The sequence below is a fragment of the Kribbella sp. genome (assembly GCF_035687465.1).
In the GTDB taxonomy this organism is placed as follows: Bacteria; Actinomycetota; Actinomycetes; order Propionibacteriales; family Kribbellaceae; genus Kribbella.
The window spans coordinates 1-12,892 of the sequence record NZ_DASRXP010000465.1 but is presented as its reverse complement, the minus strand read 5'-3'; the positions used below and the strand labels follow the sequence as shown (position 1 = coordinate 12,892).

At 67.3% G+C, this 12,892-nt stretch carries 10 protein-coding genes and 1 other RNA gene; 7 read left to right on the top strand and 4 right to left on the bottom strand.

What is annotated here, in order from left to right; all coding sequences use genetic code 11:
• A partial coding sequence (locus VFG33_RS24430; RefSeq protein WP_325055275.1) for a histidine phosphatase family protein occupies positions 1-254 on the top strand: 254 nt, incomplete at its 5' end.
• A 218-nt stretch (positions 255-472) separates the two neighbouring features.
• Positions 473-1,909 carry an RNB domain-containing ribonuclease gene (locus VFG33_RS24425; protein WP_325055274.1) on the top strand — a complete coding sequence of 479 codons (1,437 nt, stop codon included), beginning with the start codon at positions 473-475 and terminating at the stop codon, positions 1,907-1,909.
• Here the strand turns inward: VFG33_RS24425 and VFG33_RS24420 are convergent.
• Positions 1,898-2,470, bottom strand: a complete 573-nt coding sequence (locus tag VFG33_RS24420) for a TetR/AcrR family transcriptional regulator (protein WP_325055273.1) — start codon at positions 2,468-2,470, stop codon at positions 1,898-1,900. The genes VFG33_RS24425 and VFG33_RS24420 overlap by 12 nt on opposite strands.
• A 52-nt stretch (positions 2,471-2,522) precedes the next feature.
• On the opposite strand from VFG33_RS24420, the gene VFG33_RS24415 reads away from it, so the two are divergent.
• Positions 2,523-3,005: a GNAT family N-acetyltransferase gene (locus VFG33_RS24415; RefSeq protein ID WP_325055272.1), complete on the top strand. Its 483-nt coding sequence runs from the start codon at positions 2,523-2,525 to the stop codon at positions 3,003-3,005.
• Between the two features lie 1,421 nt (positions 3,006-4,426).
• Positions 4,427-5,188, top strand: a complete 762-nt coding sequence (locus tag VFG33_RS24410) for a DUF899 domain-containing protein (RefSeq protein WP_325055271.1) — start codon at positions 4,427-4,429, stop codon at positions 5,186-5,188.
• Here VFG33_RS24410 and VFG33_RS24405 read toward each other — a convergent pair whose 3' ends face one another.
• Positions 5,189-5,806: a TetR/AcrR family transcriptional regulator gene (locus VFG33_RS24405; RefSeq protein WP_325055270.1), complete on the bottom strand. Its 618-nt coding sequence runs from the start codon at positions 5,804-5,806 to the stop codon at positions 5,189-5,191. It lies immediately after the preceding gene.
• A gap of 68 nt (positions 5,807-5,874) precedes the next feature.
• Between VFG33_RS24405 and VFG33_RS24400 the strand changes: the two genes are divergently transcribed.
• Positions 5,875-6,639 (top strand): SDR family oxidoreductase, encoded by a 765-nt coding sequence (locus VFG33_RS24400; protein WP_325055269.1) that lies wholly within the window; start codon positions 5,875-5,877, stop codon positions 6,637-6,639.
• 28 nt (positions 6,640-6,667) lie between these two features.
• Here VFG33_RS24400 and rnpB read toward each other — a convergent pair.
• Both rnpB and VFG33_RS24390 read right to left on the bottom strand, forming a co-directional pair.
• Positions 6,668-7,062: RNase P RNA component class A (gene rnpB / locus VFG33_RS24395), an RNA gene on the bottom strand.
• A gap of 8 nt (positions 7,063-7,070) precedes the next feature.
• A complete protein-coding gene (locus VFG33_RS24390) occupies positions 7,071-7,439 on the bottom strand; it encodes a DUF952 domain-containing protein (protein ID WP_325055268.1) in 369 nt (122 codons plus the stop codon).
• A 133-nt stretch (positions 7,440-7,572) separates the two neighbouring features.
• On the opposite strand from VFG33_RS24390, the gene VFG33_RS24385 reads away from it, so the two are divergent.
• Together VFG33_RS24385 and VFG33_RS24380 are read left to right on the top strand one after the other, a co-directional pair.
• Positions 7,573-10,392, top strand: coding sequence for a glycosyl hydrolase family 95 catalytic domain-containing protein (locus tag VFG33_RS24385; RefSeq protein WP_325055267.1), 2,820 nt, complete (start codon positions 7,573-7,575; stop codon positions 10,390-10,392).
• An 11-nt stretch (positions 10,393-10,403) separates the two neighbouring features.
• A partial coding sequence (locus tag VFG33_RS24380) for a PQQ-dependent sugar dehydrogenase (protein ID WP_325055266.1) occupies positions 10,404-12,892 on the top strand: 2,489 nt, incomplete at its 3' end.

The following is a 12,892-nucleotide window of genomic DNA, read 5'->3' as shown; positions in this document are numbered from 1 at the left end:
CCGGTGGCGAGTCCTTCGACGCGTGCGCCCGGCGGGCCCGGTCGGCCCGTGACCGCCTGCTCGCGGCGTACCCGGGCCAGACGGTGCTCGTGGTGACCCACGTGACCCCGATCAAGCTGATGGTCCGCGGCGTCCTCCAGGCCCCGATGTCCTCGATGTTCCGGATGGAACTGTCGTCCGCGAGCATCACCGAGATCCACTGGTACGCCGACGGTCTCGCGTCGCTGAAATCCTTCAACCTCCAACCCTCGTGAGTGGTCCGGATCGGGGTGCGGCACGCATCTCCGGCGCCCCTGCAGGCACCTCGCTGCGTTGTCGTCGGGTCATGATGCCCCACATCGCTCCCCTCCTCCGCCTTGCGATGCACCCACCTGGACACCGGAGCTACGCACCGCACCCCGACCCGGACCACTAGTCTGACCCGTACAACCCGGCACAACGGAGTGCCGGGCTGAGTGGATGGAGTGGTCGAGTGCCTTTGCAGAGAGTGCATTTCGCCGAGGAAGTGCCCGAGGTGTTCCGCGCCTCGCTGCAGGAGATCAGGCGCGAGCTCGAGGTGCCGGCGGAGTTCCCGGCCGAGGTGGTCGAGGCGGCGCTGGCAGCGGTGCGAAGTCCGAAGCTGCCGGAGCTCGACCGGACGGACCTCGAGTTCGTCACGATCGATCCGCCGGACTCGATGGACCTCGACCAGGCGCTCTACATCGAGCGCAACGGCGACGGCTACACCGTGTACTACGCGATCGCGGATGTCGCCGCCTTCGTCGAGCCTGGTGACCCGATCGACCTGGAGGCGCGCAAGCGCGGCGAGACCCTCTACGCGCCGGACAAGCGCACCCCACTGCACCCGCCCGAGCTCTCCGAGGGCGCGGCGTCCCTGTTGCCCGACCAGGTCCGGCCCGCGCTGCTATGGACGATCGCGGTCGACGCCGCGGGCGAAGGCACCGATGTTGTCTGCAAGCGCGCGCTGGTGAAGTCCCGCGCCAAGCTCAATTACGCCGCAGTGCAGAAGGACCTCGACGCCGGTACCGCGTCCGAGTCGCTCCAACTGCTCCGCGAGGTCGGCAAGCTCCGCGAACAACGCGAACTCGAGCGAGGCGGCGTCAACCTACCGATCCCCGACCAGGAGATCGTCGCGAGCAACGGCGACTGGACGCTGGAGTTCCGCGCCCCGCTCCCGGTGGAGGGCTGGAACGCGCAGATCTCACTGCTCACCGGGATGGCCGCCGCGCACCTGATGATGTACGGCGAGATCGGCATCCTGCGCACCCTGCCCGAATCGCATGACGACCTGCGCCGCAAACTGGACAACATCGCGAAGGCGCTCGGAATCGCCTGGCCCGTCGGCACGGCGTACGCGCAATTCATCCACGGGCTGGACCCGAAAGTGCCGGCGCACGCGGCGATGCTGGCGGCGTGCACGGTGCTGTTCCGCGGTGCCGGATACACCTCGTTCTCGGGTGGGGTGCCCGAGCAACCGGAGCACGCAGCGATGAAGTCGGAGTACGCGCATGTCACCGCGCCGCTGCGCCGACTGGTGGACCGCTGGACCGGCGAGATCTGCGTGGCACTCTGCGCGGACGCCCCGGTGCCCGGGTGGGTTCGCGAGTCGATGGACGACATCCCCAAGATCATGGACGACTGCGCCCGCAAGGCCCACGCTTACGAGCGCTCGATCGTCAGCATGGTCGAGGCCGGCCTGGTCGCCGAGCATGTCGGCTCGTCCTTCGACGGCGTCATCACCGAGGTCGACGAGCGCGAGCCGACCCGCGGGATCGTCGCCCTGTCCACGCTCGCGATCGAGGGTCGCGTCAAGGGCGCCACCGCGCTCCCGCTCGGCCAACCGGTCCGGGTCAAGCTGGTCGAGGCCGACATCGCCAAGCGCACGATCGCCTTCGAACTAGTCGGCTAGAAAGGCGTCCACAGCCTTCGTGGTCCGCTCGACATCGCCGGTCGCCAGCAGATCGAGGAGCGCTCCGCGCAGCATCGCCAGTACTCCGGTACGCCGTGCTCGCCCGCGGACTGTTCCCCGCTCGGCGGCAGGTTGTGCGGTGGCGAGTAGTTCGAGCCAGTCGTCGACGGTCGAGCGGGCGTAGTCCGCCCAAGGGCCGTCGGGGGCAACCAGGGAACGCCCGTAGGCCTCTACCCAGAGGGTCATGAGCGGGCGTCGTTCCGTGGCTGCCAACCATTTCCACAGTTCCCGGCCGACGACCTCGAGGCCGGGCGGAGCGTCGTACCGGTTGTGGATCTGCCGGAGCAGCTCCAGTTCGTCGCTGCGGGTGCGCGCGAGCAGGGCGCGGATCAGGCCGTCCTTGCTGCCGAAGAGGAACAGCAGGACTCGGGGACTCGAGCCGATCGCGGCCGCGAGAGGGCGGAGTGACAGGTCGCCGAGACCGTGGGTCAGCGAGTACGCGTAGGCGCGCTCCAGCAGCTCCTGCTCCCGTGCGGAAGGGGCTGGCTTCGTGGTGGGCACGGGGATAGTATCGCTGACTGAAACACTCGTGTCAGTAGATCGGTGGGTGGACATGGAGATCAGACGTCTCGGGCAGCCTGGGGACCTGGGGTGGGTCGTGCAGGCCCATGGCGAGATCTACGCGGCGGAGTACGGCTGGGGTTCGGCGTTCGAAGCCTTGGTTGCGCGCGTGGTCGCCGACTATGCGGCGGATCACGACCCTGCGTGCGAAGCCGCCTGGATCGCGGAGGTCGACGGCGAGCGTGTTGGTTGCGTCTTCTGCGTCCGCGGCCCCGACGAAGGAACCGCCAAACTCCGCCTGCTCCTGCTGGCGCCGGGTGGTCGCGGTCAGGGCCTTGGTGGTCGGTTGGTTGACACGTGCCTGGAGTTCGCGCGCTCTGCCGGCTACAAACGCATGGTCCTCTGGACGAACGACCCCTTGGTTGCCGCGCGCCACATCTACCTGACCCGAGGCTTCAAACTCACCACCTCAGAACCCCACACCCTCTTCGGCGAAGGCCTCCTGAGCCAAACCTACGAACTAGACCTCACCTGAAAGCCGAACCCCCGCCGGTACGCCGGTACGCCGGTACGCCGGCTGCAGGTGGTTCGCGGATCCAGAGGTGGATGTGGTCCGCGGGACGACAGGTGACTGTGGTCCGCGGGTCGGCAGGTGGATGTGGTTCGCGGGTAGGTGCAGGTGGTTCGCGTCGCCGGGCTGCGTGATTGTGCTAGTCGTGGTGAGGTGTATCAAGGGCGCCTTTGGCGTCGCCTTCGGCGATCGAACGAGTTCGACCCTTGACACACCTCACCACGACCAGGGAAGGACGCAGCTAGCCCGGAGCCGCTGGGAAGTACGGCCACAATTCAGGGATTCCGTCGGGGTGCGGCCCGGGTGGTTCCTGGCGGTCTGGCGGTTCCGACTGGTGGACCAGGCGGTCAGGCGTGGCGGCCGATAGCGGGCTGCTCGACCGATAGCGCCCTACAGGCCGGCATCGGTCCAACGGGCCGGCATCCGACCCGGCGGGCTCACGGCCGCTAGCGGGTTGTTCGACCGATAGCGCTCCGTAGACCGGTATCGGTCCAACGGGCCGGCAGTCGACGGGACCGCGCCACTGCTCGACGCGCGGACCCCTCACCCAGACCCACAGAACTCACCGGAACCACCCGGGAAACCGGTTACCGGGCAGGGGTTCGCGAGTTCTGTCGGTGTGGATGGGGCCGGGCGCCGTTTCGGCGGGTTTCGGGGTGAGTGGTCACTCAGTCGTGGACCAGCGGGACGGAAACCGATTGCCGCCCCCGGAACCCACGACTGAGCGCTGGCTCACCCCCCGCTCAGTGGGGTTAGCCCACGATGTGGTGGTTACCCCACTGGCAGAACAGTGGGGTAACCCCACCAGGAGGAGTTATCCCCCCGCATCGACGCCGAACCACCCGGACCGACGGAAGTTGCTCACACGCCTGCCCCGGGACCGCCCGGGCGAACGGAATCGCCTGAATGCAGCTCACACGTCAGCGCGGATCCGCGTAGCTGCGTCCTTCCCTGGTCGGCGTGGTGGGTGTCAAGGGTCGAACTTGTTCGAGCCCGAAGGGCCGCGAAGCGCCCTTGACGCGCACCACGGCGACTAGCACCATCACGCAGCGGAGACCGCGCAACCACAGCACCAATGCACCGGTGGAAACCACATCGCCCATGCACCGGCGCAATCGCAGTTCCATCCGCTGGAGGAAGGAGCCTGGGCTGTGCTGGAGCTGGGATATGCAGTTGCTGGGGGCAACTACCTGGGCGCGGCGGGGTCGGCGTACGGGGGAGGTGTGATCAGTCCAGTAGGCGGTGGGTGAAGTACCCTCTCCGGTTCATGTCGGATGATGGCATGCACCAAGGGGCCACCGGTCATGCATGTCGAGATGGCACGTCGGGCTCCGACGTATGCCGTGAACGTGCCCGTTCAGGGTGCCTGCGATCGGGAGAGATCGATGAGTCTGCCGGAGGTCGTGTCGCGTGCGGAGTGGGTGGTGGCGCGGAAGGAGTTTCTGGTTGAGGAGAAGGAGTTCACGCGCCGGCGGGACGAGCTGAACGCGAATCGGCGGCGGCTGCCGATGGTGCTGGTCGACAAGCCGTACGTCTTCACCGGGGCGGCCGGTGAGGTGAGCATGGTCGAGCTGTTCGAGGGCCGGCGGCAGTTGGTGGTGTACCACTTCATGTTCCAGCCGGAGTGGGAGGCGGGCTGCCCGAACTGCTCGGGGTTCGCCGACGACATCGGGCGCCTGGAAGGGCTCAACTCCCGGGAGACGACCTTCGCCGCGGTTTCTCGCGCGCCGTACGAGAAGATCGCGGCGTACAAGGAGCGGATGGGGTGGACGTTCCCGTGGTACTCGTCGTACGGGAGTGAGTTCAACTACGACTTCCATGTCACGCTGGACGACTCCGTGGTGCCGCTCGAGTACAACTACCGGACCAAGGCCGAGTGGGATCAGGTCCCGGCCAATGAACACGTGCAATCCGAGCAGCCGTTCGATCTGCACGGGATGAGCTGCTTCCTCCGCGTCGGCGAGGCCGTCCACCACACCTACTCCACCTACGGCCGCGGCACAGACTCCCTCGGCTTCTCATCCAGTGCCCTGGACCTCACCGCCCTCGGCCGCCAGGAGCCCTGGGAAGAACCCAAGGACAGAACCCCCGGCCAGGCCCCCGTCGCCGGCGATCCGCGCATCAACCACCGCGACACCTGCCACTAGTCACCCCTTCACAGCGATAGCGCCGAAGGCGGCGGTCAGGGCTTGGGCGATCAGGTCGGGGAGATCGGTCTGGCCGTCGTCTTCGGCCCAGCGGACCAGGGCTGTGTGCATGACGGCCAGGCAGGCGCTGGCTGCGGCGTTGGCGTGGAAGGCGGCGTCGGGATCGGTGCCGTCGTCGCCGAGGGCATCGACGATCGCCTGTTGAAGGGCGTAGTTGTTGTCCAGGTGCTTGGCCCGCAAGGCCGGTGTCGAGATCATCAACTGGAGGCGGGCCAGCAGGAACTGCTTGGTGGCCGTCGGGTCGTCGCCTCCAGCGGTCAACTCCCTCGCCGAGTCGATGATCGCGGTGCCGATGCGGTGGACCAGGGGTTGCTCGGCCGAGGTCGCGGCGATGCGCTCGGCGGCGAGCTGGGTGCGCTGGTCGACGAGGACGAGGTCCTCCTTGGTGGGGAAGTGCCGATACACGGTCATGGCGGACACGCCCGCGGCTTCGGCGACGTCGGCCACGGTCGTGGCGTCGTATCCGCGCTCGGTGAACAGGCGGACCGCATGCGCCTGGATCGTGCGCTGGGTGTCGGCTCGTCGTTTCGCTCGCAGGGTGGGGTGCTGGTCGTTCATGTGATAGACACTACCGCAGTGGTAGTCACTAACATTTCGGTAGTAACTAACAACCTGGAGTGGTTGACATGAGTGATCTGACCGGCAGGACGGCCCTGGTGACCGGAGCATCGCGCGGCATCGGACAGGCGATCGCTGCCCGGCTGGCGGCGAACGGAGCAGTGGTCGTCGTTCACTACGGCAAGGACAAGGACGGCGCGACGGCGACGGTCGACGAGATTGAACGGTCTGGTGGCACTGCGTTCGCCGTCGGGGCAGAGCTGGGCGTGGAGGACGACGTCGAAACGCTCTTCGAGGGAGTCGAGGCGGGCCTGGCGGGGCAGCCACTCGACATCCTCGTCAACAACGCGGCAGCGGTGCCGGCCGGGCCGCTCGGAACCACGACGCGGACGGAGTTCGACCACCTCTTCGCGGTGAACGTGCGAGCGCCGTACTTCATCATCCAGCGAGCCCTGCCGGTACTCCGTGACGGTGGCCGCATCATCACGATGTCGTCCGTAGCGACCCGGATGGCCAACCCCACCCAGACCTCCTTCGCGATGACGAAGGGAGCGGTCGAGACCATGACCATGACCTTGGCCAACGAGCTCGGGGCTCGAGGAATCACCGTGAACGCGGTCGCTCCCGGCGCCACCCGGACGGCGACGAACGGATCGTCGTTCGAGGCTCCGGGCCTGGCCGACTTCATCGCCGCGGGGACGGCACTCGGTCGGCTGGGTGGGGCCGACGACGTCGCGGACATCGTCGCGTTCCTTGCCTCCGACGCCGCGCGCTGGATCACCGGCCAGGTCATCGACGCGACTGGTGGTCTGTTCCTCGGTCCACGCCCTTGACCGACTGGGGCCGGCCCTGACCGATGGGGGAACGGGTCGGTCTGTAAGCCGGATTCTGTAGTCGGCGATCATCCATCTACGGTGACCGTTGCCGGTCACCTCCAGCGGCCTACCCGCGAGCTCGGGCGGGCAGCCCTCGAACGCTCGCGCAGACGACGGTTGCCCGCCATCCTTCTTGGCCTTGCTCCACGTGGGGTTTACCGAGCCTCCACAGTCGCCTGCGGAGCTGGTGGTCTCTTACACCACCGTTTCACCCTCACCCGCACCTCGATGGACCACGGGGTCCACCGAGGCCGCTGGCGGTCTGTTCTCTGTGGCACTGTCCCGCGGGTTGCCCCGGGTGGGCGTTACCCACCACGCTGCCCTGTGGAGTCCGGACTTTCCTCGGCGCCCTGGGGGCGACGCGATCGCCCGACCGACCCGTTCCTCGTTCAGGATAGGGCCTCCGCGGGGACATCCGGCCAGCGGCCGTCCTCGCCGCGCTGATAAGCCCGTACGTCGACCACGGCGTCCAGGTTGATCGGTCCGTAGATGTGCGGGAACGTGATCCCGATACCGTCCAGGTCCTCGTCGCAGATCGCCGAGACGAGGCGTCCGGTGTCGATCACCAGCAGACAGAGCGGCTCCGTCACATCGGAGTAGAACGAGTTCGCCACCATGCCGACCTGCTCCGGCCGCGAGCAGTGAATGAAGGTCGCCCCGTCGTCAAGTGTCTGACCGCGAGTGGAGATCCGGTACGAGCCCGCCTGCTGAGCGGCGCTCCACTGGTCGACGAAGGCGATATGCAAGATCGACGGCATGTCGAGAGGCTATCGGCGCCGGCACGGCCACCGAAGTATTGACACGGAGCACGCGGCAAAGAAAGATCCGATGTCTACTCGTGGTCCTCTCCGCCCCCAGGCCACGGGTCCGCCCCATCCTCGGAGAGCTCCGATGAACACCCTCCTACGCTCCCCCCTGCCCAAAATCTTGCTCGTCCTGGCCCTCTTGGCCGGCTTGATAGCAACCAGTGGCCCTCCCGCTGCCGCGGCTCCCGGTACCACCGCCTGGCAGAACGGCTCTTTCGTCGTCGACACCCCGAACCTGGTTCGCCGTTCGGACGTCGTACTCGGTCGTGCCAACTCAGCGCCGGCCGAGTCGATGCCGTTGGGCAACGGGGCTCTCGGTGCCGCCGTCTGGGCGGCCAACGGGTTCACCGCCCAACTCAATCGCACCGACACCTTCCCCGACCGGAAGTCCTTGGGTCAGCTGGTGATCCCCGGCCTGTCCCGGATGACCAGTGCCGCCGACTTCAGCGGCCGGCTCGACCTGTACGACGGGATGCTGCGGCAGTCCGGCGGCGGGATGACCATGACCGCGTTCGTTCGCGCGGACACCCAGCAACTCGTCGTCGACGTCACCGGCGCCGACCCCAACACCTCGCAGACCGCCCAGGTCAATCTGTGGAGCGGCCGTGCGGCGACCTCGCGTGCGTCGGGCTCGGTCGCGGCGCTGTCCGAAACCTGGGTGGACAACAGCGGCGAGGGAGCCTCCGGCCGAACCTTCGGCTCCCTCGCCGGTCTGTCCGCGGGCGGCCGGAGCGTTGTCGCCTCGGCGCCTAACCCGCTGACCGCACAGGTCAACTTCCAGCCCAACACCGACGGCTCGTTCCGTGTCGTCGTCGCGGCACCGACCTGGACCGGTGGCGATTCGATCGCCACCACGAACTCGGTGCTGAACGGCGCGGCGACGCGTCCGCAGGCCGAGGTCCGCGGCGCCCACCTGCAGTGGTGGCACGACTATTGGCAGTCCGCCGGGCTCATCAAGGTCAGTTCGGCCGACGGCACCGGTGACTACGTCGAGAACCTGCGCACGATCTACCTGTACTCCGCTGCGGCGCAGAGCAGGGGCGTCCTGCCCGGTTCGCAGGCGGGTGTCGCCGACCTGTTCACCTTCTCGCAGGATCGGCGCGAGTGGTTCCCGGCCGGTTACTGGTTCTGGAACCTGCGAATGCAGGTCGCGGCGAACGTGGCCGCCGGCGTACCGGGTCTCAACGACCCGATGTTCCGGCTTTACCGCGACAACCTCGGCGCGATCACGACCTGGACCCAGCAGCACATGCCCGGCCGGCAAGGCATCTGTGTGCCGGAGACGATGAGGTTCAATGGCAACGGCACCTACCAGGGTGGCATCAGCAACGCCTCCTGCGAGTCGAACATCGCGCCGAGCTACAACTCGCTCGTGGTGACCACCGGCGCGGAGATCGGGCTGTGGGTCTGGCAGCACTACCAGATGACCGACAACCAGGCCTTCCTGTCCGCGAACTACCCGCTGATCAAGGCCTCAGCGCAGTTCCTGCTGTCGCACGCGACCACCGGCTCGGACGGCAAGCTGCACACCAAGGGCAACGCGCACGAGACCCAGTGGAACGTCACCGACCCGACCACCGACATCGCAGCGATGCGGGCGTTCTTCCCGATCGCAGTCAAGGCGGCGCAGACCCTCGGTGTCGACGCCGATCTCGTCAACCAGTTGAACGCGGCGATCCCGAAGCTCCCGGACCTGCCGAGGACCGACACCGCCACCCAGACCCAGTTGCTCACGCCGTCATCCGATGCCGCGGGCAACAACATGATCGGGCTGTCCACCCAGCCCACTGCAACGCGGCACAACAGCGAGAACATCGGCCTGGAGGCGGTCTGGCCGTACAACCTGATCGGCGACACCGGCGCGATGACCGCGCTCGGCCGCCGCACCTACACGTCGCGCAGCTACGTCAACGGCAATTCCTGGAGCTACGACGCGCTCCATGCCGCCCGGCTTGGTCTCGGCGCCGAGGTCAAGACGGCCCTGCTCGCCGCGATCAGGTCCTACCAGACCTACCCGTCCGGGATGGCGAGCTGGAACGTCGCGAACGCGGTCGAGCCGTACATCGAGCAGGCCGGAGTACTGGCCGCAACAGTGCCCGAGGCTTTGGTGCAGCACTACGACGGCGTACTACGAATCGCGCCCGCCTGGCCCAGCGATTGGACCGGTGAAGGCACCGTCGCGATTCCGCACAACTCGAAGGTCCACGTCCAGATCAGCGGCGGTACGGCGACAACCGTGGCCATCGTGTCGGGCGCGAACCAGCAGTTGACCGTGCGCAGCCCGTGGCCCGGACAGAGCGTCACGGTGGTGGACGGACAGACCCGGGCGACCGTGGTCGGTCCGCAGACCAATGCGACGTTCACCGTCCCGGCGCAGTCCGGCAAGACCTACTTGGTCGAGCGGACCGGCTCACCGACCAACGCACAACCGTTCGAGGCGCTGACCGGTACGCAGGCCACCGCGCCAAGGAAGTACGACAGGGCAACCATCGGGTTGCCGAAGGCAACCTCCGGCACCGGCACGGTCAGCCTCCGCGCACGGGCCAACGGCAGGTACGTGACGGCCGGGACCGGTACGCCGCTGATCGCGAACAGCACCACGATCGGCACGGCCCAGCAGTTCGAGATGGCCGACCTGGGCGGCGGCAACGTGTCGTTGCGCGCCAAGGTGAACAACCTGCTGGTTGCCGCCGACAACGCAGGCGCCGGACCGCTGATCGCCAAGAACACGGCGGTCGGTTCCTGGGAGACGTTCCAACTGATCCGCAATCCCGACGGCACGGTCAGCTTCCGTGCCCAGATCAACAACCAGCTGGTCTGCGCCGACAACGCCGGAGCCGCGCCGCTGATAGCGAACCGGGCCGCGGTCGGCCCGTGGGAATCCTTCGACCTGATCACCAACTGAGGAGCAGAGACATGGCCTTCAAAGACATGCGGCGCAAGTCCCTGCTGGTAGCACTGACCCTGACGGTCTCGATGGCCGTCGGCATGCCGGCAGCGGACGCGGGTTCCACCATTCCACCCGCCGATTACCAACAGATCAACCTCGCCAGCGGGGGCAACGAGCTCGGTGAGGCGATGTCGCTCGCAGTACTGCCTGACCGGACGGTGGTTCACACCGCCAGGGACGGCAACGTCCGGGTGACCGATGCCGCCGGCAACACCAAGGTCGCCGGCAAGCTGAACGTGTACACCCACGACGAGGAGGGGCTGCAAGGCGTCGCCGCCGATCCGGCCTTCCTCACCAACCGGTTCATCTACCTCTACTACTCGCCCCGGCTGACCACCCCGGACGGCGACGCGCCGACCGAGGGCACGCAGGCGACCTGGGACCAGTGGAAGGGCGAGTTGCGCCTGTCCCGGTTCGTCCTCAAGACGGACAACACCCTCGATCTGGCCAGCGAGAAGATCGTACTGCGCGTCGCCAACGACCGTGGTCAGTGCTGCCATGTCGGCGGCGACCTCGATTTCGATGCCGCGGGCAACCTCTATCTGACCACCGGCGACGACAGCAACCCGTTCCAGTCCGACAGCTACACCCCGATCGACGAGCGCACCAACCGCAACCCGCAGTTCGACGCGCAGCGCACCTCGGGCAACACGAACGACCTGCGCGGCAAGGTACTGCGGATCCGTCCGCAGGCCGACGGTACGTACACGATCCCGGCCGGCAACATGTTCGCACCGGGTACCGCACAGACCAGGTCGGAGATCTACGCGATGGGCTTCCGGAACCCGTTCCGGATGAGCGTCGACAAGGCGACCGGCATCGTCTACCTGGGCGACTACGGCCCGGACTCCGGCAGCACGAATCCGAACCGTGGCCCGAACGGCCAGGTCGAGTTCAACCGGATCACCGCACCGGGCAACTACGGCTGGCCGTACTGCACCGGCACCAACACGACGACGGAGACCTACAACGACTTCGTCTTCCCGAGCGGGCCGTCCGGAGCGAAGTACAACTGTGCCGGCGGACCGACCAACAACTCGTTCCGCAACACCGGCCTGACCACGTTGCAGGCGGCGAAGCCGTCGTGGATCAAGTACGGCGGTGACTCGGGCACCCCGCCGGAGTTCGGCACCGGCTCCGAGTCGCCGATGGGCGGCCCGGTCTACCGGTACGACGCGAACCTCAACTCCGCGGTCAAGTTCCCGGCCTCACTGAACGGCCGGTACTTCGCGGGCGAGTACGGCCGCCAGTGGATCAAGGCGATCGAGGTCACCAGCAGCGGTAGCCCGGGTGACATCGGCGCCTTCCCCTGGACCGGCACCCAGGTGATGGACATGGCCTTCGGTCCGGACGGTGCGCTCTACGTGCTCGACTACGGCACCGGCTCGAACAACCAGGCGCTGTGGCGAGTCGAGTACAAGGGCAGCACGAACGGCAACCCGGTCGCAAAGGCGAGCGGGAACCCGACGTCGGGCGGGCAGCCGCTGACAGTGGCGTTCTCGTCCGCGGGGAGTTCAGACCCCGAGGGCGGCGCGCTGACGTATCGCTGGACCTTCGGCGACGGTGGAACCTCCACCCAGGCCAATCCGACCTACACCTACAACACCGCCGGAAACTACACGGCAACGCTGACGGTGACAGACCCAGCCGGACTGACGGGTTCGGCCAACGTGCAGATCAGTGTCGGCAACACAGCGCCGACGGTGAACATGCAGACCCCGGCCAATGGACAGCTGTTCTCCTTCGGCGACACCGTGCCGTTCCAGGTGAGCGTGAGTGATCCCGAGGACGGCACGATCGACTGCAACCGGGTGAAGGTGACCTATCTGCTCGGACACGATGTCCACCAGCACCAGATCACCCAGAAGACCGGCTGCAGCGGATCGATCGCAGTACCGGTTGATGGCGAACATGACCCGGCTGCCAACGTGTACGGGGTCTTCGACGCGGAGTACACGGACAACGGTGGGCTGACCACGCACAGCACCCGCACACTGCAGCCGCGTCATCGGCAGGGCGAGCACTTCGGCGCCCAGTCGGGGATCCAGTTGGCCGATCACGCCGGCGCTGAAGGCGGCAAGACCGTCGGATTCGTCGACAACAACGACTGGATCTCGTTCCAGCCGTACGCGGTGTCCAATGCCACGACATTCACCGCGCGGGTCTCTTCGGGCGGTGTCGGTGGCACGCTCGAGGTCCGGGCGGGGTCGGCAACCGGGACGCTGATGTCCAGCGTGGCCGTGGCACCGACTGGCGGCTGGGACACGTTCGTCAACGTGTCGGGCAACCTCGCCAACAAGCCGGCCGGTACGACGACGCTGTTCCTGGTGTTCAAGGGCGTCACCGGGCAGGGCAACCTGTTCGACCTCGACGCGTTCACCTTCACCACCTCCGGTAGCGGTGGCACCGGCGGGACGACCACGGCCGAAGGCGAGTCCTTCACGTCGACCGGTGG

Excerpts from the sequence above, each read along its gene's own strand:
- VFG33_RS24415 (WP_325055272.1), top strand. The coding sequence starts at position 2,523 with ATGGAGATCAGACGTCTCGGGCAGCCTGGGGACCTGGGGTGGGTCGTG.
- VFG33_RS24410 (WP_325055271.1), top strand. The coding sequence starts at position 4,427 with ATGAGTCTGCCGGAGGTCGTGTCGCGTGCGGAGTGGGTGGTGGCGCGG.
- VFG33_RS24405 (WP_325055270.1), bottom strand. The coding sequence starts at position 5,806 with ATGAACGACCAGCACCCCACCCTGCGAGCGAAACGACGAGCCGACACC.
- VFG33_RS24400 (WP_325055269.1), top strand. The coding sequence starts at position 5,875 with ATGAGTGATCTGACCGGCAGGACGGCCCTGGTGACCGGAGCATCGCGC.
- VFG33_RS24390 (WP_325055268.1), bottom strand. The coding sequence starts at position 7,439 with ATGCCGTCGATCTTGCATATCGCCTTCGTCGACCAGTGGAGCGCCGCT.
- VFG33_RS24385 (WP_325055267.1), top strand. The coding sequence starts at position 7,573 with ATGAACACCCTCCTACGCTCCCCCCTGCCCAAAATCTTGCTCGTCCTG.